This is a genomic window from Arthrobacter sp. CJL-S3 (assembly GCF_056711635.1).
Genome location: NZ_CM160046.1, coordinates 3,320,045 through 3,345,538, shown reverse-complemented (window position 1 = coordinate 3,345,538; position 25,494 = coordinate 3,320,045). Strand labels below are relative to the sequence as shown.

22 protein-coding genes and 2 tRNA genes are annotated in these 25,494 nt (G+C 68.8%); 16 read left to right on the top strand and 8 right to left on the bottom strand.

The window, feature by feature from the left end; translation table 11 throughout:
- Window positions 1–6 precede the first annotated feature (6 nt).
- The 4 genes from AC06G6_RS15255 to AC06G6_RS15240 all read left to right on the top strand — a co-directional run bounded on the left by AC06G6_RS15255 (window position 7) and on the right by AC06G6_RS15240 (window position 4,212).
- Window positions 7–1,287 carry a glycosyltransferase 87 family protein gene (locus tag AC06G6_RS15255; protein WP_479823358.1) on the top strand — a complete coding sequence of 427 codons (1,281 nt, stop codon included), beginning with the start codon at window positions 7–9 and terminating at the stop codon, window positions 1,285–1,287.
- A 125-nt stretch (window positions 1,288–1,412) separates the two neighbouring features.
- The gene (locus AC06G6_RS15250) at window positions 1,413–1,961 is read left to right on the top strand and encodes a winged helix-turn-helix transcriptional regulator (RefSeq protein ID WP_479823356.1); all 549 of its coding nucleotides are present in this window, start codon (window positions 1,413–1,415) and stop codon (window positions 1,959–1,961) included.
- Complete coding sequence (locus AC06G6_RS15245; RefSeq protein WP_479823354.1) at window positions 1,958–3,313, top strand: MFS transporter; 1,356 nt, start codon at window positions 1,958–1,960, stop codon at window positions 3,311–3,313. Before AC06G6_RS15250 ends, AC06G6_RS15245 begins: the two co-directional genes overlap by 4 nt.
- A gap of 89 nt (window positions 3,314–3,402) precedes the next feature.
- Window positions 3,403–4,212, top strand: a complete 810-nt coding sequence (locus tag AC06G6_RS15240; protein WP_479823352.1) for an SDR family oxidoreductase — start codon at window positions 3,403–3,405, stop codon at window positions 4,210–4,212.
- Between the two features lie 9 nt (window positions 4,213–4,221).
- On the opposite strand, the gene AC06G6_RS15235 is transcribed toward AC06G6_RS15240, so the two are convergent.
- A complete protein-coding gene (locus AC06G6_RS15235) occupies window positions 4,222–5,430 on the bottom strand; it encodes an acyl-CoA dehydrogenase family protein (RefSeq protein ID WP_479823350.1) in 1,209 nt (402 codons plus the stop codon).
- Window positions 5,431–5,694: 264 nt separating this feature from the next.
- On the opposite strand from AC06G6_RS15235, the gene AC06G6_RS15230 reads away from it, so the two are divergent.
- The 4 genes from AC06G6_RS15230 (at window position 5,695) to AC06G6_RS15215 (ending at window position 9,337) form a co-directional block, all read left to right on the top strand.
- Window positions 5,695–6,348 (top strand): MOSC domain-containing protein, encoded by a 654-nt coding sequence (locus AC06G6_RS15230; RefSeq protein WP_479823348.1) that lies wholly within the window; start codon window positions 5,695–5,697, stop codon window positions 6,346–6,348.
- A 391-nt stretch (window positions 6,349–6,739) separates the two neighbouring features.
- Window positions 6,740–8,896 (top strand): DEAD/DEAH box helicase, encoded by a 2,157-nt coding sequence (locus AC06G6_RS15225; RefSeq protein ID WP_479823346.1) that lies wholly within the window; start codon window positions 6,740–6,742, stop codon window positions 8,894–8,896.
- Window positions 8,897–9,129: 233 nt separating this feature from the next.
- Window positions 9,130–9,201 (top strand) — tRNA-Thr (locus AC06G6_RS15220).
- Between the two features lie 62 nt (window positions 9,202–9,263).
- Window positions 9,264–9,337: transfer RNA gene (locus AC06G6_RS15215), tRNA-Met, on the top strand.
- Between the two features lie 110 nt (window positions 9,338–9,447).
- Here AC06G6_RS15215 and AC06G6_RS15210 read toward each other — a convergent pair.
- The 3 genes from AC06G6_RS15210 to AC06G6_RS15200 all read right to left on the bottom strand — a co-directional run bounded on the left by AC06G6_RS15210 (window position 9,448) and on the right by AC06G6_RS15200 (window position 11,629).
- Window positions 9,448–9,600 (bottom strand): hypothetical protein, encoded by a 153-nt coding sequence (locus AC06G6_RS15210; protein ID WP_479823345.1) that lies wholly within the window; start codon window positions 9,598–9,600, stop codon window positions 9,448–9,450.
- 527 nt (window positions 9,601–10,127) lie between these two features.
- Window positions 10,128–10,490: a cupin domain-containing protein gene (locus AC06G6_RS15205; RefSeq protein ID WP_307460657.1), complete on the bottom strand. Its 363-nt coding sequence runs from the start codon at window positions 10,488–10,490 to the stop codon at window positions 10,128–10,130.
- Window positions 10,491–10,711: 221 nt separating this feature from the next.
- Window positions 10,712–11,629 (bottom strand): CPBP family glutamic-type intramembrane protease, encoded by a 918-nt coding sequence (locus AC06G6_RS15200; protein ID WP_479823344.1) that lies wholly within the window; start codon window positions 11,627–11,629, stop codon window positions 10,712–10,714.
- Window positions 11,630–12,043: 414 nt separating this feature from the next.
- On the opposite strand from AC06G6_RS15200, the gene AC06G6_RS15195 reads away from it, so the two are divergent.
- Window positions 12,044–12,703, top strand: coding sequence for an NAD(P)H-binding protein (locus tag AC06G6_RS15195; RefSeq protein ID WP_479823341.1), 660 nt, complete (start codon window positions 12,044–12,046; stop codon window positions 12,701–12,703).
- A gap of 136 nt (window positions 12,704–12,839) precedes the next feature.
- Here AC06G6_RS15195 and AC06G6_RS15190 read toward each other — a convergent pair whose 3' ends face one another.
- Window positions 12,840–15,773, bottom strand: coding sequence for an FG-GAP-like repeat-containing protein (locus tag AC06G6_RS15190; RefSeq protein ID WP_479823339.1), 2,934 nt, complete (start codon window positions 15,771–15,773; stop codon window positions 12,840–12,842).
- 205 nt (window positions 15,774–15,978) lie between these two features.
- Window positions 15,979–17,157, bottom strand: coding sequence for an ROK family protein (locus tag AC06G6_RS15185; protein ID WP_479823337.1), 1,179 nt, complete (start codon window positions 17,155–17,157; stop codon window positions 15,979–15,981).
- 107 nt (window positions 17,158–17,264) lie between these two features.
- Between AC06G6_RS15185 and AC06G6_RS15180 the strand changes: the two genes are divergently transcribed.
- The 5 genes from AC06G6_RS15180 to AC06G6_RS15160 all read left to right on the top strand — a co-directional run bounded on the left by AC06G6_RS15180 (window position 17,265) and on the right by AC06G6_RS15160 (window position 22,366).
- The gene (locus AC06G6_RS15180; RefSeq protein WP_479823335.1) at window positions 17,265–18,971 is read left to right on the top strand and encodes a glycoside hydrolase family 13 protein; all 1,707 of its coding nucleotides are present in this window, start codon (window positions 17,265–17,267) and stop codon (window positions 18,969–18,971) included.
- Window positions 18,972–19,039: 68 nt separating this feature from the next.
- Window positions 19,040–19,957 carry an aldo/keto reductase gene (locus AC06G6_RS15175; protein ID WP_479828708.1) on the top strand — a complete coding sequence of 306 codons (918 nt, stop codon included), beginning with the start codon at window positions 19,040–19,042 and terminating at the stop codon, window positions 19,955–19,957.
- 164 nt (window positions 19,958–20,121) lie between these two features.
- On the top strand, window positions 20,122–20,985 hold the full coding sequence (locus AC06G6_RS15170) for an HpcH/HpaI aldolase/citrate lyase family protein (RefSeq protein WP_479823333.1): 864 nt from the start codon (window positions 20,122–20,124) through the stop codon (window positions 20,983–20,985).
- A 24-nt stretch (window positions 20,986–21,009) separates the two neighbouring features.
- Window positions 21,010–21,972 (top strand): DUF2797 domain-containing protein, encoded by a 963-nt coding sequence (locus AC06G6_RS15165; RefSeq protein ID WP_479823331.1) that lies wholly within the window; start codon window positions 21,010–21,012, stop codon window positions 21,970–21,972.
- A gap of 169 nt (window positions 21,973–22,141) precedes the next feature.
- Window positions 22,142–22,366, top strand: a complete 225-nt coding sequence (locus AC06G6_RS15160) for a DUF3188 domain-containing protein (RefSeq protein WP_282379689.1) — start codon at window positions 22,142–22,144, stop codon at window positions 22,364–22,366.
- On the opposite strand, the gene AC06G6_RS15155 is transcribed toward AC06G6_RS15160, so the two are convergent.
- Both AC06G6_RS15155 and AC06G6_RS15150 read right to left on the bottom strand, forming a co-directional pair.
- A complete protein-coding gene (locus AC06G6_RS15155) occupies window positions 22,356–24,017 on the bottom strand; it encodes a SulP family inorganic anion transporter (RefSeq protein WP_479823329.1) in 1,662 nt (553 codons plus the stop codon). The two genes, AC06G6_RS15160 and AC06G6_RS15155, sit on opposite strands and share 11 nt — an antisense overlap.
- Window positions 24,014–24,391 (bottom strand): ArsR/SmtB family transcription factor, encoded by a 378-nt coding sequence (locus tag AC06G6_RS15150; RefSeq protein ID WP_479823327.1) that lies wholly within the window; start codon window positions 24,389–24,391, stop codon window positions 24,014–24,016. The genes AC06G6_RS15155 and AC06G6_RS15150 overlap by 4 nt, the downstream gene beginning before the upstream one ends.
- Window positions 24,392–24,540: 149 nt before the next feature.
- Between AC06G6_RS15150 and AC06G6_RS15145 the strand changes: the two genes are divergently transcribed.
- Together AC06G6_RS15145 and AC06G6_RS15140 are read left to right on the top strand one after the other, a co-directional pair.
- On the top strand, window positions 24,541–25,044 hold the full coding sequence (locus AC06G6_RS15145; RefSeq protein WP_479823325.1) for an FAS1-like dehydratase domain-containing protein: 504 nt from the start codon (window positions 24,541–24,543) through the stop codon (window positions 25,042–25,044).
- A 2-nt stretch (window positions 25,045–25,046) separates the two neighbouring features.
- Window positions 25,047–25,484, top strand: coding sequence for a MaoC family dehydratase (locus AC06G6_RS15140; RefSeq protein WP_479823323.1), 438 nt, complete (start codon window positions 25,047–25,049; stop codon window positions 25,482–25,484).
- The last annotated feature ends 10 nt before the right edge of the window (window positions 25,485–25,494 follow it).

Genomic DNA, 25,494 nt, shown 5'->3' with positions numbered 1-25,494 from the left:
GCACCCGTGACCACCACCACCATCAGGGCCACGCCCTCCACCATGCGCGGCTGGCTCGCTACGGCGGCCGGCGCGCTCGCCGTCGTCCTCGCCCTGGTGGTGCTGTACTCGTCCTACATCCCGCTGATGAACGACTTCGAGGTGTACTTCTACGGCGGCAGCCGGGTGCTGCAGACCGGGGAGACCGGCGTCAACGAGCTCTACGCACCGCGGGACGGGCTGCCGTTCACTTACCCGCCGTTCGCGGCGCTGCTGTTCGCGGCGATGGCGACGCTGGGCCAGGACGGCGGCGGCCTCGTGTTCATCAGCACGGCCCTGCTGGGCGCCGCGACCGTGTCCGCCTGGCTCGCGCGGCACTACTTCCGGCTCGGCGGATGGCGGAACGCATTCGCCGACTGGCGCTTCCGGGCCGTGGCCCTGGCCGGCACGGCCGCGATCCTGCTCCTGGGCCCGTGGCGGGACACCTTCGACTTCGGCCAGATCAACATCATCCTGATGGGCCTGATCCTCGCCGACTTCGCCCTCCACGGCAAAGCCCGGGCCGGGGAAATCCGCTGGCCCGCGGGGCTGCTGATCGGCGTCGCGGCCGGAATCAAGCTGACCCCGCTGGCGTTCGGGCTGTATTTCCTGGTCCGCCGCGACTTCAAGGCGCTCGGCTGGATGGCGGCCGGCTTCTTCGGCTCGATCGGCCTGGCCTGGGCCATCCTGCCCACGGCCTCACTCACCTTCTGGACCAAGATCCTGCCGGACACCGGACGGATCGGCGGGCCGGCCTACGTGGACAACCTCTCGGTCAAAGGCCTGCTGCTGCACCTGGGACTCCCGGACTCCGGCCTGACCAGCCTGCTGTGGCTGGTGCTCTCCCTGGCCCTGGCCGCGGTGGCCGCGCTTGTGATCGCATGGGCCGTGGACGCGGACGAGAACTTCGTCGCGGTCTCGGCCACCGCCGTGCTGATGCTGCTGATCAGCCCGGTGTCCTGGTCCCACCACTGGGTGTGGATGGCCGTGGCGCTGCCCTGCATGGGCTTCGCGATCCACCGGGTGCCGTCCCGGAACGGCCGGATGCGCCTCGCCGGGTGGATTATCGTCGCGTTCTCCGCGCTGGCCTTCTACCTGACGCCCAAGTACCTGTCGGTCATGGCCGGGGCGGCCGAATGGGGCAAGGACCCGCAGACCCAGTGGCAGCTGATCGTGGCGAGCCTCGGTGTGCTCTGCGGGATCGCCATGCTGGTGTTCTGGGCGCTGGCCTACCGGCCCTCCCGCGCCGCGCTCCGCCCGGGCGGATAAGCGGCCGACGCCCGTCAGCCCCGCCGAGCCTGCATCTCGCGGCAGTGTCCGCGGAAACATTCCTTGAAATGACAGCCCGGCGGAATTGCTGGCTTTCTTGAAGATAGTCAGCTAGGTTGGTCGGCATGGCACTTCGATCCGACTGGTCCCAGCGGAACTGCAGCATGGCCCGCGGCCTGGACATCCTCGGCGACCCCTGGGGCATGCTGGTCCTGCGTGAGGTCTTCTTCGGCAACGGCCGCTTCGACGCGATCAAGTCCCGCCTGGGGGCCGCGGACTCGGTCCTCACCAAACGCCTCGCGGCGCTCATCGAGGCCGGGCTGCTCAGCCGGCAGCCGTACGACGACGGCGGCCGCACCCGCCAGGAGTACGTGCTCACCGCGATGGGGGAGGACGCACTGCCGGTGCTGAACGCCGTCGTGCTCTGGGCCGAAAAGCATCTTCCGGCGCCGTCCGAGCAGGCCCACATGTTCGTGATCCACACCGGCTGCGGCTCCCGCACGACCTCCGCGGACAGCTGCACCGTGTGCGGGGAGCGGCTCACGGCCCGCAACACGAGCTGGCACAGCCTGAGCCGAACCCCGGAACCTGTGGCCCTCGCCGCCGCACCGGCCGGCACCGCGGCCCATCAGAACGGAACCGCCGCCGCCCATCAGAACGGACCAGCCGCATGAGCGCCCCCGAAACCACTCTGCTGCCCGCGCCCAAACGGCGGATCCATCCCGCCTGGATCGTCGCCGCGGTCGCCTTCCTCGCGCTCGTCGGCGCCGCGGGCTTCCGCGCCGCGCCGGGGGTGCTGATGGTGCCGCTGCAGAGCGAATTCGGCTGGTCCACCACGGTGCTCTCGGCCGCGGTCAGCATCAACCTGGTGCTCTTCGGCCTCACCGCACCCTTCGCCGCAGCCCTGATGGAACGCTTCGGCGTCCGCGTTGTCACGTCCGTGGCGCTGGTGCTGATCGGGGCCGGCAGCGCCCTGACCGTTCTGGTCAACGAGTCCTGGCAGATCCTGCTGACCTGGGGGCTGCTGATCGGGCTCGGGACCGGGTCCATGGCGCTGGTCTTCGCGGCGACCATCGCCAACACCTGGTTCGTCAAGAGCCGCGGCCTGGTGATCGGCATCCTCACCGCCGGCAGTGCCGCGGGCCAGCTGGTCTTCCTGCCCTTCATCGCCGCCCTCGCCCAGGACGCGGGGTGGCGGCAGGCGTCGCTGCTGATCGCCGCCGGCGCCCTGGCCGTGGTGCCGCTGGTGCTGAAGTTCCTGAAGAACTCACCGGCCGAGGCCGGGGTGCTGCCCTACGGTGCCGAATCGGGGACCGGGACGCCGTCGGGCCCGGGCGCCGCGGGCTCCGCCGGACCGGGCGCCGCCGGCACCGCCGGAGCCGGTGAGCCGAGCCGGAATGCCGCGGTCCGTGCGCTGCAGGTGCTCAAGCGCGCCAGCAAGGTGCGGACGTTCTGGGCGCTTGCCGCCGGGTTTGCGATCTGCGGCGCGACCACCAACGGCCTGATCGGCACGCACTTCATCCCCTCCGCCCACGATCACGGGATGTCGACGACGACCGCGGCGGGCCTGCTGGCCGTCGTCGGGATCTTCGACATCGTGGGGACGATCGCCTCCGGCTGGCTCACCGACCGCTTCAATCCCCGGATCCTGCTCGCGGTCTACTACCAGTTCCGCGGTATTGGCCTGCTGGTCCTGCCGCTGCTGCTAAGCGCGACCGTCCAGCCCAGCATGATCGTGTTCGTGGTGATCTACGGGCTGGACTGGGTCGCCACCGTGCCGCCGACCGCCGCCATCTGCCGCGAGGTCTTCGGCGCGGACGGCAGCGTCGTGTTCGGCTGGGTCTTCGCCGCCCACCAGCTCGGGGCGGCCGCCGCGGCTCTGGCCGCCGGCGCCATCCGGGACGCCACCGGACACTACACCTACGCCTGGTTCGGCGCCGCCGCGATGTGCACGATCGCCGCCGTCATCAGCGCGACCATCCGCAAGGACATCGCCGCCAAAGAGCCCGCGCCCGTTCGGGCCTAGCCTGCCGCGGCAACCAAGTGGCGGGATCCGCTGGGCTGGGCCGCGGTGTGGGCGCCGTCCGCGCGAAACCTGCCGCTAGGCTGGTCCGCATGGATGCCACCCCGCCTGCCGTGCCGCAGCCTGCCGAACGCCGGCCCGCCGCGCCCCCGGCGCACCGCAAGACTGTCCTGGTGACCGGCGTCGGCCGGCTGGCGGGAATCGGTGCGGGCATTGCGCGCCGGCTGGCGGCCGACGGCTGGGACCTCGTGCTGACTTACTGGCAGGACTACGACGCCCGGATGCCGTGGGGTGTCCAGCCCGACGACGTCGGACGGCTCACCGCGGAACTGCAGGCCGCCGGCGCCGCCGTCGTCGCGCTGCCGGCGGATTTCCAGGACCCGCAGGCCGTGGACGGGCTGATGGCGGCCATCGCGGCGGAGGCCGGGCCGCTGCAGGGGATGGTGCTCAGCCACGCTGAATCCGTGGACTCGGGCATCCTGGACACGTCCCTGGAGAGCTTTGAGCGGCATTTCGCCGTCAATACGCGCGCCGGCTGGCAGCTGATCGCGGCGTTTGCCCGGCAGGTCCCGCCCGAGGGCGGCGCCATCGTGGCCCTGACCAGCGACCACACCGCCTTCAACCTGCCCTATGGCGCGTCCAAGGGTGCGCTGGACCGGATCGTGACCGCGGCCGCGCGGGAACTCGGACCAATGGGAATCAGCGCCAACGTGCTCAATCCCGGTCCGGTGGACACCGGCTGGATGGACCGGCCGCTGCGCGAAGAACTGGCCCGGCGCCAGCCGGGCGGCCGGCTCGGCACCCCGTCGGATGTGGCCGGGACCGTAGCGTTCCTGCTCTCACCCGAAGGGCGCTGGGTGTCGGGGCAGCTGGTCAAGGCCGACGGCGGCTTCTCCGCCTGAGCGCCCGGGCTACCGGAAAGCGGCCAGCCCGGTGATGTGCTGGCCCAGGACCAGCGTGTGCACCTCGTCGGTGCCCTCGTAGGTGCGCACGGATTCCAGGTTGGCGGCGTGCCGGAGCGGGGAGTAGTCCAGGGTGATCCCGTTCCCGCCCAGGATGGTCCGGGCCTCGCGGGCGATCGCGATCGCCTCACGCACGTTGTTCAATTTGCCCAGCGAGATCTGCTCGGGCCGCAGCTTCCCGGCATCCTTGAGCCGTCCCAGCTGCAGCGCCACGAGCGTGCCCTTCTGGATCTCAAGCAGCATGTTCACGAGCTTCTCCTGGGTCAGCTGGTAGCCCGCGAGGGGCTTGCCGAACTGCAGCCGCTCCTGCGAATACTTCAGCGCGGCCTCATAGGAGTCCCGGGCCGCGCCCATCGCACCCCACGCGATCCCGTAGCGGGCCTCGTTCAGGCAGCTGAACGGCCCGCGCAGCCCGCGGGCTGCCGGAAGCTGGGCCTCCGGACCCAGCCGGACGCCGTCGAACGCGACATCACACTGGATCGAGGCGCGCATCGAGAGCTTCTGTCCGATCGGCGTCGCGGTGACCCCGGGGGTGCGGGCGGGGACCAGGAAGCCGCGGACGCCGTCGTCGGTCATGGCCCAGACCACCAGCACGTCGGCCACCGAGGCGAGCCCGATCCAGCGTTTGGTGCCGTCCAGAATCCAGCCGGCGTCGTCGCCGGAGCCGTCGCGGCGGGCGAAGGTTTGCATGGAGGCCGGGTCCGAGCCGGCGGTCGGCTCGGTCAGCGCGAAGCTGCCGATCAGTTCGCCGGCGGCCATCCGGGGGAGCCACTCCTGTTTCTGCTCCTCGGAGCCCCACTTGTGGATGGCGGTCATGGCCAGCGAGCCCTGCACGGAGACGAAGGTCCGGATCCCGGAATCGCCGGCCTCCAGTTCCATCGCCGCCAGGCCGTATTCAACGGCGGAGCGGCCCGGGCAGCCGTAGCCCTCCAGATGCATCCCGAGGACGCCGAGTTCCCCCAGCTCGGGGGCCAGCTCCAGCGGGAAGACGCCGTCGTCGTACCAGCCTGCGATGCCGGGACGGATCCGCTGCTCGGTGAAATCGCGGACCCGCTCCCGGAGGGCCAGTTCCCCGGCGCTCAGCAGGCTATCGATTGCCAGGATGTCGGAAACGTCGGAAACGTCAGATCCAGGGGGAAAACCAGCCTCGTTGCTCATCTCAGCATCCTACGGTCTGGGCGCCGCCGCCCGCCCGACGTTCCTGCCCGGTTACTTCCGGACACGGGCCCGGATCCCGGCCAACACGCCGGTGTCGCCCGGGGAATAACGGGCTGCGCCGGAATGTAACTGGGCTGGAGCGTCGCGGGGATTGGGTGCCGGACCGGTTTCGGGGCCGCTGGGGTCCTGCGCCGCGGGTTTCGGTCGTGTGCCGGGGGACATGTCCCGTGGGCGGCCCCGGGGGCCCAGGCCTACACTGGTGCCATGGACACCGCTTCTGTGCTCGCCGTCTGCCGCGTACACCAGTTGCTGGACGACCCCGGAACCGTGGGCGTCACAGCGATCGACAAGCGTCCCGTGGCCGGGCCGGTCAGGGTGCACAGGCTCGGGCTGCGCGGTGACGTCCAGGCCAGCCGGGTCCACCACGGCGGCGAGGACCAGGCGCTGTACGCCTACTCCCAGGATGACGCGGACTACTGGGCCGCGGAACTCGGCGGTGAACTGCCGCCGGGGATCTTCGGGGAGAACCTGCGTATTGCCGGCATCAGCGCCACCGACGCCGTCATCGGTGAACGCTGGAAGATCGGTCTCGACGTCGAAGTCGAAGTCACCTCGCCCCGCACCCCCTGCGCGACCTTCCAGCGCCGGATGCACGAACCGCACTGGGTCAAGCGGTTCGGCGATGCCGGGCGGGTGGGGACCTATCTGCGGGTGGTGCGGGTGGGCAGCATCCAGGCCGGCGACCACATCCACCGGATCTTCGTCCCCACCCACGGGGTGACCATCGGCAAGTGGTTCACCGACCCCACGGTCGAGGACATGGAGGCCCTGCGGGACGCCGACGCCGACGGCGAGATCCGCCTCCAGCCCGAGTACCACGGGGAGTTCGCGAAGCTTCAGCGCCGCCTCGGGGTGTAGCGGGACAGGCGCCCGTGTGCGCAGGATCACCGCCGTCGTGGGCCCCTGAGTTACCCATGGGCGGATCCATGCCCTACAATTGAACTATCCCCCACTCCGGAAATCCCTTATTTCCTGCCCAATTCTTGAGGCAAGACTGGTAAGTGTTGGGGCCCGCGCATTGAGATGCGGGCATTTTCATAGGGAGAGCCGGCTAAAGAAAACGCTGTACAGACTGCTGGGATAGCAGCCAAGAGATGCAGCGGGAAGTCCTGCCACGGGATTGCGAAAGCGCCGGGCTTCTATGTGACCGGCCGGTCAAAGTATGTCCGGCGATTTCGGTCACGCGTACTGCGGCTCCGCTCACCTCGGGTTGTGCCGCTTGGCCCCTATGGATGAGGATATTTCACCTATGCCCGAAAATCAGAACAACTCCGTCGAAACCGAACTCTTTACCGAGACTAGCCAGGCCGACGTCGAGACTTCTGAAACGGCTGCCCCCGCAGCCGGCTCCGCCCCGGTATTCACCGAGGCTCCTGCGAACAACGACGCTCCGGCTGCTGCCGAAGCCGCACCGCAGGCCGACGCTCCGGCTGCCGCCGAAGCACCGAAGGCCGAAGCCCCGGCTGCCCCCGCGAAGGAAGAAGACGCCGAAGAAGAAGGCGTCAAGTTCGTGGACCTCGGCATCGACGGCCGCGTCCTCGCTGCCCTGCAGGACGTTGGCTACGAGAAGCCGTCCCCGATCCAGGCAGCAACCATCCCGCTGCTGCTCGAAGGCCGCGACGTCGTGGGCCTGGCCCAGACCGGCACCGGTAAGACTGCAGCATTCGCAGTACCGGCGCTGTCCCGTCTGGCCGAGCTCCACGACCTCAACGGCCCGTCCCGCAAGACCCAGGCCCTGGTGCTCGCTCCGACCCGTGAGCTCGCCCTTCAGGTCGCCGAGGCCTTCACCTCCTACGCCAAGCACATCGACGACTTCACCGTTCTGCCGGTGTACGGCGGCTCCGCCTACGGCCCCCAGCTCAACGGCCTGCGCCGCGGCGCCCAGGTTGTTGTCGGTACCCCCGGCCGCGTGATCGACCACATCACCAAGGGTTCCCTCGACCTGTCCGAACTCCAGTACCTGGTACTGGACGAGGCTGACGAGATGCTCCGCATGGGCTTCGCCGAAGACGTGGAGCAGATCTTCCAGCAGACCCCCGCGGGCCGACAGGTTGCCCTGTTCTCCGCCACGATGCCGAGCCAGATCCGCCGGCTGTCCAAGCAGTACCTGAACAACCCGGCCGAGGTGCAGGTCAAGTCCAAGACCACCACGGGCGCCAACACCCGCCAGCGCTACCTGCAGGTCATGGGCCCGCACAAGCTCGACGCGCTGACCCGCATCCTCGAGGTCGAGCCGTTCGAAGGCGTCATCGCCTTCGTCCGCACCAAGATGGCCACCGAGGACCTCGCCGACAAGCTGCGTTCACGGGGCTTCCAGGCCGCCGCCATCAACGGCGACATCCCGCAGCAGCAGCGTGAGCGTACGGTCGAGGCCCTGCGTGACGGCAAGATCGACATCCTGGTCGCCACCGACGTCGCGGCCCGCGGCCTTGACGTTGAGCGCGTCAGCCACGTGGTCAACTACGACATCCCGCACGACACCGAGTCCTACGTGCACCGCATCGGCCGCACCGGCCGCGCAGGCCGTTCCGGCGACGCGATCCTTTTCATGACCCCGCGGGAGAAGTACCTGCTGCGGTCCATCGAGAAGGCGACCCGCCAGCCGGTGGAGCAGATGCACCTGCCCACCGCCGAGTCGGTCAACACCCTGCGCCTGGGCAAGTTCGCGGAAAAGATCACCGAGACCCTCGCCTCCGAGGATGTTTCGTCGTTCCGCGACCTCATCGCCTCCTACGAGGAAGAGCACAACGTTCCGGCCTCGGAAATCGCCGCCGCACTGGCCGTGATGGCCCAAGGCGGGCAGCCGCTGCTGGTCAAGGAACTGCCTGCTGCTCCTGAATTCCAGAAGCGCGAGCGCGCCAAGGACGGCTTCGGCTCCCGCGGCCCGACCCGCACGCTCACCGAGGGCAACGCCACCTACCGGATCGCCGTGGGACGCCGTCAGCGCGTCATGCCGGGTTCCATCGTTGGCGCCATTGCCAACGAAGGCGGCATCTCCTCGGCCCAGATCGGCGGCATCGACATCCGCGCCGACCACTCCCTCGTGGAGCTTCCGGCGGACCTGAGCGCCGACCAGCTGAAGGCCCTGTCCCGCACCCGGATCGGCGGCGAGCTGATCCACCTCGAGCTGGACAACGGCCGCAAGCCCTCGGGCGAGCGCGGCAGCTACCAGGGTGGCGGCCAGGGTGGCAGCCGCGGCGGTTACTCCGGCGGCGGCGACCGTGGCGGGTTCTCCGGCGGCGGCGACCGCGGCGGCAACTTCAAGGGCAACGGCGGCTTCAAGCGCGAATTCCGCAAGAGCGACGGCGAGCGGACCTCCGCTGACCGTGGCGGACGCTCCTTCAGCGACCGCAACGAACGTGGCGTCGGCTCCGACGCGGCCCGCAAGCCGCGCACCAAGTGGTAACCATCAGCCGCTAACGCACTGATTCACCCCTGAGAACGGGCCGGCCCAACAGCCGGCCCGTTCTTCGTTAAGTACCCTTGGTCACATCCGATCGTCCGGCGGCGTCGCCGGGCTGCCCGCGGACCATCGCCGGGCCCCGGGGAGCCCGGATTTCCGCCGGTTTTGGCGCTTTCAGGGCTTCCCCGGCCCCGATTTGTTGGGAGCGGAATCTTCCGGTAAAGTATTTACTCGTTGCCCCCCTAGCTCAGTGGTAGAGCGCGTTCTTGGTAAGAACGAGGTCACCGGATCGATTCCGGTGGGGGGCTCTGAATGAGGGCCTGTGTCAAGGCGGTTTTTGACCGGCTTCGCGCAGGTTTTCCTCATTTATGGCGGCGTAGCTCAGTTGGTTAGAGCGCACGACTCATAATCGTGAGGTCGGGAGATCGAGCCTCCCCGCCGCTACAGATAAGACCCCCGGAATCCTTGAGATTCCGGGGGTCTTGCTGTACCTCCGGAAGAGTGCGCTCCGAGGTGGTCTCTTGGATTTGCATACGGCGACGAGCCGCGTTCGCCTACGGTCCACTGAGGTGAGAGATGGCCGGGGCAATATTGATAACCCATACGACTATCCCGGCGGCGATCAGCACCAGGAGGATGCCGATGCCCAGGATAATCAGGGGAGTATTTTCACGGTTCCAGAAGCGTGGTTCGCGTTTTGGTGACATTAGAGGCACCTCACTGTTCAGGGCTTGTGTCGGCTGATCATGCCGATGGGCATGGGGGCAGAGGTTGGCGAAACGTCTTGCCGCCCGCCACCGACTCCAGTAAGTCGCGGCCACCGCCGCATCCGCGGCTACACCAGTTCGAACAATAGTGGGCCCGCCGACTGTGTCCTCCATAGGGATCGCCTGTGGAATTGCTGTGCGAATCGGCAGGAGGTCCCGGGCGCGTCGATGAGCGAAACCAGCGCTGAGCGAATTGAATCGGTCGTCAGTCGAGTGCCGGATCGGTCTTGCCTCGTGGTTTGTCTGAGCCGCTCCGTGAAGTCACCGCGGCGAAGGCGGGAGGATCATCATCGCTCGCCCTTACCATCCCCGCCGCGGGATGCGGCGGGGATGGCCCGCGCTGTCCAGGACCCTGCAATACCCGGGTCGGGGCCCGTGGGGATCACCGGTGTCGCCGCCGGGGTGGTGAGAAGCCCGGGCCGTGGCCGGGGCGTACTTTGGATCCCTGGGGTGGGGGATCCCTGGGGTCAGGGTTTGGCGTAGTCGACGAATCCCTGCCAGTCGATCACGACACAGGGTTCGTCTCCCAACACCCAGGCATCGTGCCCGGGTGCCATCATGGCGAAGTCTCCCGGCCCATACTCCATTTCTTCGCCGTCGTTCATCACGACTTTCATTCGACCGGAGATGAAATATCCCATGTGCGAGGCCTGACAGCTCTCCGTTTTGGCGATCGGTTTTACGTGCTCGGACCAACGCCATCCGGGTAGGAACGTGGCGCGGCCCACGCCGCCCTGTTCCAGGTTGACGAGTTGAAGTTGACCCTTACCACCTTCGAAGGGACGCGTCTCCTCGGGCGAATCGAGGCTTTTACGAATTAGACTCGGCATCTTGACCTCCTATGGTCTGCACTGCCTGCTGTTGTGATTTCCCTTCGGCAACGGCGCGCTGGCGGTGTGTTTGCCCCCTCGGGTGCGGGCGAACTTCAGCTGCCGGCGCCCGGGTAGAGGGCCGACAACGCACTGAGTTGCCGTGATGATTTATAGACCCATTAGCACCATTTGCCTAGAGCACATTGGTTACGGATCCGGGTGATCCCGCGAGTGACGGCTCACGGCGCGTGTCTCTGTCCACGCCTTCCAGTGCTCGTTTCTCCCTGCTGGCCCTTGCGCTGCAGCCGCCTGTGACCCAGCCAAATCGATGCCGCCATGAGGCCCAGCACGTCGGCGAAGCCGAGGATGGAGGCCCAGGGAAGTTCGATGTCCCCGGTGTTGAGGTTATTGAAGAACGAACCCAACGGAGTGAGTAAGGGCCACAGGACCAGGGCGCTGCGGGTTAGATCGAACGCGACCGCGTAGACGATGCCGAGCCCAAAAAGGAAGACCATGCCTTCGCTGCTCATCCCGTACCCGACGTGGTAAACGGCGTACAGTGCGGCCGCGACCGCTATGCCCGGGGCCCGGCCGAAACTGGCACTGAGGCGGGTCTGCACGAAGCCCCGGAAGAAAACAGTTTCAAATGCGCCCACTGTCAAAGACATAACCAGCAAGGGAACCCAGCCGGCCGGTTCCGGCAGAGGATACCCGAGGAGCGTGATGGCGAACTGAATGGCCGCCAGAACCACTCCCAGGGCTACAGCCGGCTTCCAGTTGCCGAGCCACAGTCCCAGGTCGGACAGTGGCCGCCCGCGTCTTACGGTGTAGAAGACGGGGCCGGCGACGCCCAGGACCAGCCCTGCAGCAAAACACAGAAAGAGGCCCAACACGTTCGTAACAGTGAATACGGTAAAGGCCACCCGGAACAGAGCCACGACGGAGATATAGAGGGCCGCCACCACGGCGAGATCCAATTTATCGATACCCTGCCGCCGCCAGGCTGCGGGCCCGGAAATCACGGCCAGCAACAGCGCCGAGACGGGCATCAACAGGCCATAGGCCGTCAGGTCGAGGAACGCCAACATCGTCATCGCCGCGACCAGCCACAGACACCACATCCAAGTGCGCCAGCCTCGAACCGCCTGAACACTCATCACGGCCGTCCTTCCACTTCAACTCCAGTTTCGTGCCGGAAAGCGGCTGTCAATAGAGCCTTTCGACGCAACGCCCAGGTCTCCGGAAGATGAGAACTGTCTCCGAGGGCGGCATCTGTCAAGGAGTTACCCGCTGGCCGCGGAGTGCCGCCGGCGTCCCCGTCACGGCCCCAGATGTGAGGAAAGCCTCCGCGCGAGTCCAAGACTCAAGCGCGGAGGCTCCCGGCTCTCCAAGCTGGGGGGACTGGAGAGCCGCTATGAGTCTACCCGCAGGCCGCTGATCGGCAGTTCATTTGCGTACCCCCGGAACCGGTGTGTCCGGCCCCCGTTGCGCTATCACTTCGGGGCCCTAACCGGGCTTTTTGGCCGCGCAGAGTGATAGGGCAACGGGGGGTTGTGGGACAGAATGGGTCCATGACGCGAATCGCAATCATTGGCGGCCACGGCAAAGTGGCTCTGGAACTCTCCCGCATCCTCTCCGCCGAAGGAATGGACGTGACGTCGTTCATCCGCAACCCGGCGCACCGGGAGGACGTCGCGGCCACGGGCGCCACTCCCGCGGTCCTGGATGTTGAGCAGTCGACGACGGCGGAGATCGCCGAGGCGCTCCGGAACCACGACGCCGTGGTCTGGTCCGCCGGCGCCGGCGGCGGGAGCCCGGAGCGGACCTACGCCGTGGACCGGGACGCCGCCATCCGGTCGATGGACGCGGCCGCACAGGCCGGCGTCGGCCGGTACATCATGGTCTCCTACCTTGGCGCCGGTCCCGATCACGGCGTCCCCGAGGACAACAGCTTCTTCGCGTACGCCGAGGCCAAGGCCGCGGCGGACGCCTATCTGCGGGGAACGGACCTGGACTGGACCATCCTGGGCCCGGGAGCGCTCACTGACGGGCCCGGCAACGGCCTGATCGAGGTCAACCCGGCGGAAGGCTCCGGAGGCGGGGAAACGGCCCGTGCCAACGTGGCCCTCGTCGCGGCGGCGGTGCTGGGCCTGCCCTCCACCGCCGGACGCACCATCGACTTCCGGGACGGCACCCTGCCCCTGGCGGCGGCCCTGGAACCGGTGAGCTAGCCGGCGCAAGTCAGCTCACCGCGGCGCAGGGTCAGCGCGCGGCGGCGCCGCCCCGCCGCCGACAGAAAGGGCCGGATCATTGATGATCCGGCCCTTTCTGCTAACTGGCGAGGTCCCTCAGCGGCCTGCGCCCGGCCTACAACACCGAAGCGGTGAAGGTGCGGGGGAGGTAGCCCTCGTTCGTCTGCATGCCCGTTCCCGAGTAGGCCCAGAGCGAGCCGTCGGGCCTGCGGGCCACCATGTCGGGGAAGCTGTCCGCGTTCAGGCTCCCCGCTCCCAGGACGGTGTCAAACACGGACCAGCCGGTTCCGATTCTGCGCGGGGTGGAGAGCTTCCCCGTGCCGTCTCCCGGGTACATCCACAGGGTGCCGTCGAACATCCTGGCGATGACGTCGTTTTTACCGTCGGCGTTGTAGTCCCCGGCACCGAACAGCCGGTCAAAGACCTCCCAGCCGTAGTCGCCGATCTTCACCGGGGAGGTGTAGCCCTCGGTGGTGCCGCTGACGGAGCCCGTACCGCGGTACAGCCAGATCGAGCCGTCGGCTTTCCTCGCCAGCAGGTCGTTCTTTCCGTCTCCGCTAAGGTCGCCGGTGCCGGTCAGGGCGGTGAAGGCGTCCCAGCCGGCAGTGCCGATCTTCTTCGGCGCCGTGTAACCGGGGTCGACGGCGTCGACACGGCCGGTGCCGGGGTAGATCCAGAGCGTGCCGTCGGGTTTCCGCGCCACGAGGTCATTCTTGCCGTCCCCGGTGAAGTCCCGGACGCTGACCAGCGCATTGAACGCTTCCCAGCCGCCGAGACCGATCTTCCGCGGCACACCGTAGGCGCCCTTCCCGTCGCCGGGATAGAACCACAGGGTGCCGTCCGGTTTCCGGGCGAGGAGATCGGCGACCTTGTCGCCGTTGAAATCTTCGACGGCGGTCAGGTTGTCGAAGACTTCCCAGCCGAAGTCACCGATCTTCCGTGCGCTGCCGTAACCCTCGTCCCGCATGGCGGTCCCGGCGTAGAAGAAGACGTTTCCGTCGGGCTGGCTCGCCACGAAGTCGGCAGTCCGGTCCCCGTTGGCGTCGCCGGTGCCCAGGACCGTGGTGTAGATGCCCCAGCCTGTCCCGATCAGCTCGGGCTGGAGGACTTTCGCGGGTCCGGAGTTGGGATACAGGAGGAGGGAACCGTTGGGAAGCCGGGCGGCCAGATCGTTCGTTCCGTCGCCGTTGAAGTCGTGGATCGGGATCAGCTGGTCAAAGACTTCCCAGCCGGTGTCGATTTCGCGGGGCGTGCCCGGCCGGCCGGTGCCCATTCCCGGGTACAGGACCAGGACGCCATCCGGGCGCCGGGCCAGGATGTCTGCCTTGCCGTCGCCATCGAAGTCGCGGACACCCAGGAGCGCATCGAAGGCATTCCAGCCGAATTCACCGATCTTGACGGCGGCGGCGTACCCCTCGTTGCCTGCCGACACACTTCCCGTCCCGGCGTAAAACCACAGCGATCCGTCGAACTTCCGGGCGACGAGGTCGTTCCTGCCGTCCCCGTTGAAGTCGCCTGTGCCGAGGATGCTGTTGTAGATTTCCCAGCCGGTGCCGATCCGCTGGCCGGCCCGGGACTTGCCGGTGCCGTCGCCCGGGTAGAGCCACAGCTCGCCGTTGACCTTGCGCTGCATGAGGTCAGAGATTCCGTCGCCGTTGAAATCGCCGGGGGCGACCAGCAGGGGCTTGGCCGGAGGCATCGCATCAATTGTGATCCCCGCAGCGGAATCCGAGACCCAGTCGATGGTGACCCGTGTGCCGGCGTGCGAGGTGAAGCTCTGGCCGGCCTGCCAGGCCTGGTTGTAGCTGTAGTAGCCGTTGAACGTGGTGGTGCTGGGCTGCAGCGCGATGGAACCTGCGCCGTAGGCCTGGACCACCTTCACCCCGCGGTTGCCGTTGAGGGCGGTTGCCGCGTCGTTGCCCACCGGAAGACGCAGCTCCAGATAGTAGGTCTCCCCGCTGATGGGATCCGAGAACTTCACCGCGCGGTAGTCGTCCGCGCTTCCCCAGGCTCTCAACTGGTAGGAGTTCTTGCCCACCGCTTTCCCCAGGTCCCTGACCTCGTTGCCGGAACCGAATCCGCCAAACTGGTAGATGGGGGAGCTGACCACCGGCTGGCTGCTTTGCGAGACCCCCATCAGGTCCAGGTTGTCCTTGTACTCCTCGATGCTGCACGTGCCGTTGGCGAACGTTCCGTCCGCGTTGCTGGCGGTATCCACGGCCCCGTTGCCACACCGGAGCCGGTTGGCATGCATCAGCCCCAGGACGTGCCCGAACTCGTGGGTCAGCACACTCTTGGTCAGGGCTGCCGGGAGCGGCATGAGGACGCGTCCGCTGGTTCCGTTGTAGCTCCAGCCGGCGCCGTAGGCCCCGTCGGACAACGTGGGAGTGGACACAAACGCTACGAGGGCCGTGAAGGAAGTGGGCACCCAGCCGATTTCGGCGGCGATGGTGTTCATCATCGAGGAGTAGCTCTGGGTTGAGGTGGCCTTGCTCGACCTGTTTTCGACGGTGTCGACGCTCATCGACAGCCGCCCGTTCGACATGGCCTGCCAGTACTGGCTGCTGGTCTGGATGGCGGCCCGGGCGTCCGCCTCCGGGATGGTCGCCTTCTTGTCCGCCAGCTGGACCATAACGAGCTTCACCTTGATGTCGCCGCTCCGGGCGATGGAGTAAGCCTCGGTGGCCGCCGTGTGCTGTTCGGCGCCCTTGGGCCCGTGGCCTTCCGTCCCGTGGCTGGAGGTGGGATTGCTGCCGCCGATGACCTCCGTGAACAGCGGCTCCGGACTGGTCAGGGTCTCCGATTCCACCGTGGCCGGGGACGCCGTGGTCGTTGTCGGACCGGGCGCCGGCGTGGCAGTCGCCGTCGCGGCCGGAGCCGGAGAGACCGTCGCCGTCGCCGCGGCCGAAGCCGTGGGCGTGGCAGACGCCGTCGACGTGGGTGGCGGCGCCGGATCCGCGAGGGCGGGCGAGAGCGTCACAGCACTGAGCGAGGCGAGGGTAACGACGAACGCTGTCAACAGCGCCGTCGTCTTCCGTATTGAGTTCACGTTTTGTCTTTCATGAGACCGCCGCCCCACTGAATCCTCAGCAGGACGGCCGGGAGACCGGGAAGTGAGGTCAGTCTACGGATGGCGCGCCGTTAGAACAGGGAACCTGCAAAAATCTTGCGTCTTACGTAGCGAATCGTTGCCTAATCTTGAGCAAAGCCGGTGCGCCCGCCGTGCCGTGCGCCCCGCCGCAGAGTGCCGGGGCCTACCGCGCGAGCTCCAGCTCCGGCGCGTTCGCCTCGACGTAGTCCAGGGCATGCCGGACGGCGCCGACGGTGACAATCGCGTCGCCCAGGGGCGAGACCGTGACGCGCGGGGGAGTCGCCGTGTACCGGGGGAGCAGGGCGGTGATGCCCGGCAGCAGCGCGCCGGCGGAGTCGGCCACCGCCCCGCCGATCACCACCTGCTCCGGGTTCACGAAGCTGGAAACGGTGGCGATCACCCGTGCCATCCGGTCCGAGATGCGCGCCAGGATGGCCAGCGCGGCGGGGTCCCCGGCGGCGGCATCCTCGAACACACGGCGCGCGCTCGCCGCACCGCCCGCGGCAGGGCCGCCGCCGGCGGCGGACCACTGCCGGGCGAGGCTGGCGATGCCGTCGCTGGAGCCGACGCCCTCGACCAGGTCCAGGTAGCCCATTTCGCCGGCCGCGCCGCCTCGGCCGTGCAGCAGCCGCCCGGACTCCAACACCCCGGCGCCCAGCCGTTCGCCGGCCAGCAGCACCACGAGATCGTCGACGCCGGCGCCGGAGCCCCGCCAGCGTTCGCCCAGGGCGGCCAGGTTCGCGTCGTTCTCGAGCAGTACCGTCCAGCCGTGCAGCTCGTTCAGTGCCGCGCGGAGCCCGACGTCGAACAGGCTCCAGAAATGCTGGGTGACCAGCACGTTGCCGTCACGGTCCACGGGGGCGGCGATGCCCGCACCGACGGCCAGGACCTTGTCCGGGCCCGTCCCGGCGGCGGACAGCGCCCGGCGGCAGGCACGGTCGACGACGTCGATGCGCTCCTCCGCGGGGATGTCGGCGGCCCGGAAGCTCTCGCTGGATCGACCGAGGATGGTGCCGCGCAGGTCCGCGACCGCCGCAGTGGTGGTGGCGGCACCGATGTCGAGGCCCAGCACATACCCGGCGCCGCTGTTGAGCTCGAAGCGCCGGGCCGGGCGCCCCTTGCGCGGACTCCCGGGCTGCTCTTCGTCGCGGGACTCCAGTTCACGGATCCAGCCGCGGCGGATCAGGTCCTCGCAGACGGAGATCACCGAGGCCCGCGTCAGCCCGGTCCGGGCCATCAGCTCGGTCCCGGTGGCCACCTCCGTGGTCCGGATGACGCCGAGCACGGAGCGGGCGTTGACCCGGCGCAGCAGCTGGGGCGTGGCGGCGGCTGCGTGCGGCATCAGAATCTTGACCTCCCCGTGACTGCGGACCCATAATTGATCCGGCAATATATTTAGCTTGTATCTAAATTATCAGAAGCACCGCTCCGAACCCGAAGGATCTCCCCTTGTCCAACACCGCCACGCTGGCAACCCTGTCCGGTTCCGATCTCGCCGCCGACCCCAACTGGTGGCGGCAGGCTTCCGTGTACCAGATCTACCCGCGCAGCTTCTCCGACTCCAACGGCGACGGACTCGGCGACATCAAGGGCATCACGGCGAAGGTCCCCTACCTCAAGCAGCTCGGGATCGACGCCGTCTGGCTGAGCCCGTTCTACCCCTCGGCCCTCGCGGACGGCGGCTACGACGTCGATGACTACCGCGACGTGGACCCCAAGCTGGGAACGCTGGAGGACTTCGATGAGATGTCCGCCGCCCTGCACGTTGCCGGCATCAAGCTGATCGCCGACATCGTCCCCAACCACTCCTCGAACCGCCACGCCTGGTTCCAGGAAGCCCTCGCCTCCCCGCGCGGCTCCGACGCCCGGGAACGCTACATCTTCCGCGACGGCAAGGGTGAGAACGGCGAGCTCCCGCCGTCGGACTGGGAGTCCGTCTTCGGCGGCCCGGCCTGGGAACGCATCACCGAGCCGGACGGCACCCCCGGCCAGTGGTACATGCACATCTTCGCCAAGGAACAGCCGGACCTGAACTGGTCCAACCGGGAAATCCGCGACGACTTCCTCAAGACCCTGCGCTTCTGGTCCGACCGCGGCGTGGACGGCTTCCGGGTCGACGTCGCGCACGCCCTGACCAAGGACCTCACCGAGCCGCTGCTGTCCAAGGTCGAGCTGAGCGAGGCCAACAGCGGCACCGACGGCTTCGACGACGGCTCGCACCCGTTCTGGGACCGCGACGAGGTCCACGAGATCTACGTCGAGTGGCGCGAGGTCTTCAACGAATACAACCCGCCGCGCACCGCCGTCGCCGAGGCCTGGGTCCACGCCAGCCGCCGCGGCCGCTACGCGAGCCCGGAGGGCCTGGGCCAGGCGTTCAACTTCGACCTCCTCCAGGCCGACTTCGACGCCGACGAATTCCGCGAAATCATCACCCGGAACCTCGCCGAGGCCACCGAGTCGGGCGCCTCCTCCACCTGGGTGTTCTCCAACCACGACGTCGTCCGCCATGCCACGCGCTACGGGCTGCCCAAGGGCGGTGGCAAGCACGCCAAGGGCCAGGACGGCAAGGGCTGGCTGCTGGCCGGCGCCCCGGCTGAAGAGCTCGACGTCGAGCTCGGACTGCGCCGTGCCCGCGCGGCCACCCAGCTGATGCTGGCGCTGCCGGGGTCCGCGTACCTGTACCAGGGCGAGGAGCTGGGGCTCCAGGAAGTCGCGGACATCCCCGACGCCGAGCGGCAGGACCCGACCTTCTTCCGCAACAAGGGCGTGGAGATCGGCAGGGACGGCTGCCGCGTGCCGCTGCCCTGGGCCGCCGAGGGCAGCTCCTTCGGCTTCGGCGACGGCGGGGCGCACCTGCCGCAGCCGGCGTGGTTCGGCCGGTACGCCGTCGCCGCCGAGGACGGCGTGGAGGGCTCCACCTTGGAGTTCTACCGCCAGGCGCTGAAGCTGCGCCGGGAACTGCAGACCTCCGAAGAGCTGCAGTGGCACACCACGGCCAGCCCCGCGGTGCTGCACTTCAGCCGCCCCGGCGGCTGGCAGACCGTGACCAACTTCGGTGACAAACCCGTGGAGCTGCCCGCCGGAACTGTGCTGCTCAGCAGCGGACCGCTGGAGAAGAACCTCCTGCCGGGCAGCACCACCGTCTGGCTGCGGTGAGTTCCCCGGCCGGCCGGGAAACCGGTCGTCCCGCCGGGCAGCCGGCCCAGGAACTGATTTACGGCTGCATGGGCCTGGGCGGCAGCTGGTCGCCGGAGCCGCACTCGTCCGCGCACGTGGACGAGGCGGCTGCCGCCGTCGACGCCGCCCTGGCGGCCGGCATCACCCTGTTCGACCACGCCGACATCTACCGCGGCGGCAAGTCCGAGGCCGTGTTCGGCGAGGTGCTGGCACAGACCCCGGGGCTGCGCGACCGGATCCGGCTGCAGACCAAGTGCGGCATCAGGCTCAACGAGCACGGCCTGGAGGGCTACTACGACCTGAGCCGGGACGCCATCCTGGCCCGGGTCAACGAGAGCCTGGGCCGGCTCCGCACCGACTACGTGGACGTGCTGATGCTCCACCGCCCCGATCCGCTGATGGACCCCGCGGAGGTGGCCTCCGCCGTCGGGCAGCTGATGGCCGAAGGCAAGGTCCGGGCGCTGGGCGTGTCCAACATGTCCGGGGCGCAGATCGAGGTGCTGCAGGACCGGCTTGAGACGCCGGTGGTCGCCAACCAGCTGGAGATGAGCCTGTTCAAACGCGCCTGGCTGGAGAGCACGGTGCTGGTCAACCATGCCGAGGGGACGGACTACAGCTTCCCGCACGGCACCGTGGAGCACTGTGTCCGGCACGGCATCACCCTGCAGGCCTACGGCTCGCTGGCCCGGGGCCTCTACACCGGGGCCCCGGCCGCGGCGCCGTCGGCCGCGGAGGAAGCGACCGCCGGGCTCGTGGCGCAGCTGGCCGCGGAGAAAAAGACGACGGGGGAATCGGTCGTGCTGGGCTGGCTGATGAAGCACCCGGCCGGCATCGCCCCGGTGATCGGCTCCGCCCGGCCGGACCGCATCCGGGCCTGCGCGGACGCGGCGGGGGTCGCCGCGGCCATGACCCGGGCCGAGTGGTACCGGCTCTGGGTCACGGCGCGCGGCAGCAACATCCCCTAGCGGCCCGCTCCACCCATGTAACTCGCAGCAGGGGGCCGTTCTGACAGCCGAGAACGGCCCCTGCTGCCAGTCAGATGGGCGGGGACGTGATTTTGGTCGTAATGGTCGCCCCGGAGGGCCGGATCGCTTAACCGCAAACGCCCCCGGGCGGATAGCGTAGATACATGACTTCCACCACCACTGCCGGGACCCTCCGGACCCAACGCAACATCCCCGCCGAAATCGCCCGCTCCTGGCTGCTGGTCAATGCCATGAAGACCGAGCTCTTCGACCAGTCGGCAGCCTCCCGCGCGGACGCTATCATCCTGGACATCGAGGACGCGGTGGACCCCTCGCAGAAGGACCAGGCCCGCGGACACGTCGTGGACTGGCTGACCGCCGGCGGCAGCGCCTGGGTCCGGATCAACGACGCCACGAGCCCCTTCTGGGCCGATGACCTTGCCGGGCTCCGCGGCACCCCGGGCCTGCTCGGCGTGATGCTGGCCAAGACCGAGTCCGCGGACCAGGTCACCGAGAGCTTCCACCGCATGGACGGCAAGACGCCGGTCATCCCGCTGGTCGAATCCGCCGTCGGCATCGAGGAAGCGAACCACATCGCCAAGGCCCAGGGCGCGTTCCGGCTGGCCTTCGGCTCGGGCGACTTCCGCCGCGACACCGGCATGGCCGCCACCCCCGAGGCCATGGCCTACCCGCGCGCCAAGCTCGTCGTGGCCAGCCGCGTCGGGAACCTGCCGGGCCCCATCGACGGCCCCACCGTCGGCACCAACCACCCGATCCTGCGCGAGCAGACCGGGATCACCGTGATGATGGGCATGACCGGCAAGCTCTGCCTCGCGATCGACCAGACCCACGTCATCAACGAGGTCATCAGCCCGACGCCGTCCGACGTCGCCTGGGCCACCGACTTCATGGCCGACTTCGAGGCCAACGGCCGCGTCATCCGCGACGGCTCCGACCTGCCCCGCCTGGGCCGTGCCGAGAAGATCATGAAGCTCGCGGTAGCCTTTGGGGTGCAGCCGGCCCTGTAGCCTGCCCCGACCCAAGGAGACCCCGTGACCGATACCCGTTATCTGGTCCACGGGGTCTTTTGGGATGCCGGCCCCGCCGGCCCCGCCGGCCAGGCCGGTCCGGCGGGCGAGCCCGGCGGCGGGCCCCCGGCGCTGCGCCTGCAGGACCCTGACGGCGGCTTCACCGAACTGCCGCTCGACGCCGGAACCCGGCTCGGCTTCCGGCTCGCCGCCGCGGGGAAGCACTGCCTCGGACACCACTTGGTCCACGGGCCCGCCGACCGCGATCACGTCCTCTGCCCGGACCGTGCACCGGCCGTGAAGGGCAGCCAGTGCGAGCGGTGCTTCGTCGTGGACGACTCGCGACTCATCCACGACTTTCACCGCGGGGGGCGTGTCCCGCCCGGGCTGCGGGCCTACCTGATGCAGCCGCACTGGCTCTACATCGCCACCTTCGCCAACGGCGCCAGCAAGGTGGGCACCGCGGCGAACCTGCGCAAATGGAAGAGGCTCGCGGAGCAGGGCGCCGTCGCCGCCCGCTACGTCGCCCGCGCCGACGACGGCCGGGTGGTCAGGAACCTCGAGGACCTGGTGACCCGCGACGCCGGCATCCCCCAGCAGATCCGCTCCGCCGCCAAAGCCGCAGCCCTTACCGGGCCGGCGCCCGCCGCCGAACTGGATGCCCGGAACAGCCGGCTGGCCGCAGAGGTCCGCGCGCTGCTGGCCGGAGCCGGGGGCGGCGGCTTCGGCGTCGTGGACGAGCACTGGCAGCGGCCGGGCCTGTCGGATGAGGTCTGCGCACCGGCTGCCCGGCACGCCTACCCGCATGAGCTCAGCACCGGAGCTCACGGGTTCCGGATCGACTCGCTGAGCGGCAGCATCGCGCTGGCCCGGCTCGACGGCGCCGATCTCGAATTCGTCGTCAACCTCGGGCAGCTGAAGGCGCGCACGATTGAGCTCGGGGACCATGGCTCCGGCGTCCCGGCGGTCCAGGAAGCCCTGTTCTGACAGTGTTCTGACGCGGTTCTGACGCGGAAGGCGCCCCGCGACGCGCAGAATACCGGACGCGCCCGTATTCCGGCGTCGCCAGGTATTTCGGGCGTCGCAGGGTATTCCGGGTGTCGACAGGCACTGTGAGTGTCGCAGGACGGCCGGCGGCCCCCAGTAGACTGGCACGGTGCTGAAAGAATTCTGGGACTCCGCCCCAACCACCTACAAGGTGCTCGTTTTCAGTGCCATGGGCCTGCTCGGCGTCGGCATCGTCCTGAACCTGGTCGGCAACAGCTCCGGCAACCAGGACCTGGCCGTCGCCTCCCTGGCCGTGATCGGACTCGGCCTGGTCCTGCACATCGCCGGGATCGTCGTCCGCGGCCAGACGATCCGCAAAAACCTCAAGCGTTAGCGGCCGCGTTCCGCAGCACATGGCTGCGGGCGTGCGCCACGGCCTCGGGCAGGGTGGTGAACAGGTGTTTGTGGTGCCGCAGCGAGCGGATCACCCCGACGTTGGTCACGAGCTCCAGGTGCTGCGGCTGGACGCCCTTCAACAGGACCGTCACACCGCGCAGCTCCAGCGCCGAGATGACCTCCACCAGCGTGTGGGCCCCGGTGGCGTCGAGCATCCGCACCTGTGAGAGCCGGATGATGGCGACCTGGATGTCCTTGACCTGGCTGATTTCCTGCAGGACCCGTTCCGCGGCGCCGAAGAACATCGCCCCGTCCAGCCGGAAGATCGCGATGTGCTCGTCCCCCTCTTCGCGCGGTCCCGGAATCTCCTCGCGCTTGACCCCGCTGAGCGAGGCGAACTTCCGCAGCGTGAAGATGGCCGCGGCGACCAGCCCGATCTCGATGGCCACAATCAGGTCGAAGGCTACGGTGATCAGCGCCGTCAGGACGAACACGAACGCGTCGGCGCGGGTGGAGCCCATAATGGCGGTGACCGTGCGCCGGGACACCATGCGCGTGGCCGTGACCATCAGGATCCCGGCCAGGACGGCCAGCGGGATCTTCCCGACCAGACCCGCCGCCAGATAGATGATGGCCAGCAGGACCAGGGCGTGCACAATCGCGGAGAGCCGGGTCTTGGCTCCGGAGCGGACGTTGACCGCCGTCCGGGCGATCGCGCCCGTGGCCGGCATGCCGCCGAAGAACCCCGCGGCCACCGAGGCGAGTCCCTGCCCCATCAGCTCCCGGTCCGGGCTGTACGCCCCGGAGGGCCTCCCGTCGGGGCCGACCATGCCGGAGGCCACCCGTGCGGAGAGCAGGGACTCTATGGCGGCCAGCATCGCGATGGACACCGCCGGCATCAGCAGCCCGCCCAGCAGGGCCGGATCCAGGGCCGGGACCGACGGTGCCGACAGGGAATGCGGCAGGTCGCCGATCCGGGGAATGTCCAGCTGCAGCAGCTCGGCGGCCACGGTGGCCAGCAGCACCGCGATCAGGCTCGCGGGCAGGGCCTTCTTCAGCTTCGGGAGCAGCAACATCACGGCCGCCACCCCCGCGACGACGCCGAGCGTCTGAAGAACGGTGGGCAGCGTGGCCTGCGAGGCGCTCTCGAAGGCGGCCAGCAGGGTGTTGTGGCCCGGCACCGCCTCCGTGCCGGTGGCCAGGGGAACCTGCTGGAGAAAGATGATCGCGGCGATGCCGAGTGTGAAGCCCTCCACCACCGGCCACGGGATGAAGGCCACGGCCCGGCCCAGCCCGCTGATGCCCAGGATCACCACCAGCAGCCCGGCCATCAGGGAGACCAGCGCGATGCTGCCGACCCCGTGGAGCGCAACGACCGGGGCCAGCACCACCACCATCGCGCCGGTGGGTCCGGAGACCTGGACGTGCGAGCCGCCCATCACCGCGGCGACCAGACCGGCCACGACGGCGGTGATGAGTCCGGCTTCGGCGCCGACGCCGGAACTCACTCCGAAGGCCAGCGCCAGCGGCAGGGCCACGATCCCGACGGTGATTCCCGCCAGCAGATCCGTTTTCCAGGATGAGCGCAGCCCCTCGTAGTCACGGCGGGACGGCAGGAACCGGGTGAGCGTGCCCGGCAGGGCACTCATGAAGCGGAACCCTGGAGATGCTCGCTGGGGAGTCCCTGGGCGAGTTTGAGCTGTTCGTTGGAATCGGCGAGGGTGTCCAGGAGGAAGGTCCGGGCGATGGCCAGCAGTTCGGCGATCTTCGGATGGGCCAGCCGGTAAGTGACGGCGTTCGCGGTCCGGGACGAGGTCACCACCCCGTGCCGCCGCAGGGTGGCGAGGTGCTGGGACAGGTGGGAGGCCTCTAGGCCCGTCTCGGCCAGCAGGTAGCTGACGGGCGCCGCGTTGTCCGGCGCTGCGGACAGCAGTTCGAGCACCCGGATCCGCGCCGGATGGGCGAGGGCCTTGAACAGGTTCGCTTTGATCTCGTACAAGGGGGTCTGCGCTGGTGAAATCATCGCTGCCTGGGCTTTCTCGTCACTGCGGATCCGTGAACCCGGCAGTGAATTGATGAAATGATGTTTTCATCATACCGCATGGCCGTCATTCTGTCCGGCCCCCTGTCATCGGCGCGGGCGCCCGGGGGCTTGCCGTTAGGCTTGAACCCATGACTATCAATCCGGATCTGCAGGGGCGCAGCTACCCTGCCAAAGAGGTGTACGACGTCGGCCGCGAGAAAATCCGCGAGTTCGCCCGCGCGGTCAAGGCCACCCACCCCGCCCACTTCGACGTGGAGGCGGCCAGGGCGCTGGGGCACAGCGACCTCGTGGCACCGCCGACCTTCGCCATCATCGTGGCGCAACGGGCGGACGCCCAGCTGATCGAGGACCCCGACGCCGGCATCGACTTCTCCCGCGTCGTCCACGCCGACCAGCGGTTCATCCACCACCGGCCCATCGTCGCCGGGGACCGGCTCGTGGCGGAACTGCACGTCGACGGCGTCCGCGCCATGGGCGGGGGAGCCATGATCACCACGCGCCAGGAGATCTTCGCCCTGCCCGCCGGTGCCTCTGACGCCGCCGGTGCCTCCGCCGGTGCCGCAGAAGACGCCGGGCGCGAGCCCGTCGCCACCGCCACCTCGTCCATTCTGGTCCGCGGAGAGGGACAGTAGCCATGACACCCACACTTTCGGACCTCACCGTCGGCCAGGACATCGGCAGCCGCAGCATCGACGTCACCCGCACGGACCTCGTCAAGTACGCCGGCGCCTCCGGCGACTTCAACCCCATCCACTGGAACGAGGCCTTCGCCACCGGCGTGGGCCTGCCCGGCGTGATCGCGCACGGCATGTTCACCATGGGCTCCGCCGTCCAGCTCGTCACCGACTGGGCCGGCGACCCTGCCGCCGTCGTCGATTTCCAGACCCGCTTCACGAAACCGGTCCCGGTCTCCGACACCACGGGAACGCCCGACGCCGGCGCCGTGATCGAGGTCAGCGGCGCCATCGGAGCGATCGACGCTGACAAGGGGACCGCCCGGGTGGACCTCACCGTCACCAGCGCCGGCCTGAAGGTGCTCATGAAGGCCCAGGCCGTCGTCAGGCTGGCCTAGCCGCATGGCG

Excerpts from the sequence above, each read along its gene's own strand:
- AC06G6_RS15225 (WP_479823346.1), top strand. The coding sequence starts at position 6,740 with ATGCCCGAAAATCAGAACAACTCCGTCGAAACCGAACTCTTTACCGAG.
- AC06G6_RS15245 (WP_479823354.1), top strand. The coding sequence starts at position 1,958 with ATGAGCGCCCCCGAAACCACTCTGCTGCCCGCGCCCAAACGGCGGATC.
- AC06G6_RS15140 (WP_479823323.1), top strand. The coding sequence starts at position 25,047 with ATGACACCCACACTTTCGGACCTCACCGTCGGCCAGGACATCGGCAGC.
- AC06G6_RS15175 (WP_479828708.1), top strand. The coding sequence starts at position 19,040 with ATGGGCCTGGGCGGCAGCTGGTCGCCGGAGCCGCACTCGTCCGCGCAC.
- AC06G6_RS15200 (WP_479823344.1), bottom strand. The coding sequence starts at position 11,629 with ATGAGTGTTCAGGCGGTTCGAGGCTGGCGCACTTGGATGTGGTGTCTG.
- AC06G6_RS15235 (WP_479823350.1), bottom strand. The coding sequence starts at position 5,430 with ATGAGCAACGAGGCTGGTTTTCCCCCTGGATCTGACGTTTCCGACGTT.
- AC06G6_RS15210 (WP_479823345.1), bottom strand. The coding sequence starts at position 9,600 with ATGTCACCAAAACGCGAACCACGCTTCTGGAACCGTGAAAATACTCCC.
- AC06G6_RS15205 (WP_307460657.1), bottom strand. The coding sequence starts at position 10,490 with ATGCCGAGTCTAATTCGTAAAAGCCTCGATTCGCCCGAGGAGACGCGT.
- AC06G6_RS15145 (WP_479823325.1), top strand. The coding sequence starts at position 24,541 with ATGACTATCAATCCGGATCTGCAGGGGCGCAGCTACCCTGCCAAAGAG.
- AC06G6_RS15240 (WP_479823352.1), top strand. The coding sequence starts at position 3,403 with ATGGATGCCACCCCGCCTGCCGTGCCGCAGCCTGCCGAACGCCGGCCC.
- AC06G6_RS15150 (WP_479823327.1), bottom strand. The coding sequence starts at position 24,391 with ATGATTTCACCAGCGCAGACCCCCTTGTACGAGATCAAAGCGAACCTG.
- AC06G6_RS15185 (WP_479823337.1), bottom strand. The coding sequence starts at position 17,157 with ATGCCGCACGCAGCCGCCGCCACGCCCCAGCTGCTGCGCCGGGTCAAC.
- AC06G6_RS15230 (WP_479823348.1), top strand. The coding sequence starts at position 5,695 with ATGGACACCGCTTCTGTGCTCGCCGTCTGCCGCGTACACCAGTTGCTG.
- AC06G6_RS15170 (WP_479823333.1), top strand. The coding sequence starts at position 20,122 with ATGACTTCCACCACCACTGCCGGGACCCTCCGGACCCAACGCAACATC.
- AC06G6_RS15250 (WP_479823356.1), top strand. The coding sequence starts at position 1,413 with ATGGCACTTCGATCCGACTGGTCCCAGCGGAACTGCAGCATGGCCCGC.
- AC06G6_RS15195 (WP_479823341.1), top strand. The coding sequence starts at position 12,044 with ATGACGCGAATCGCAATCATTGGCGGCCACGGCAAAGTGGCTCTGGAA.
- AC06G6_RS15155 (WP_479823329.1), bottom strand. The coding sequence starts at position 24,017 with ATGAGTGCCCTGCCGGGCACGCTCACCCGGTTCCTGCCGTCCCGCCGT.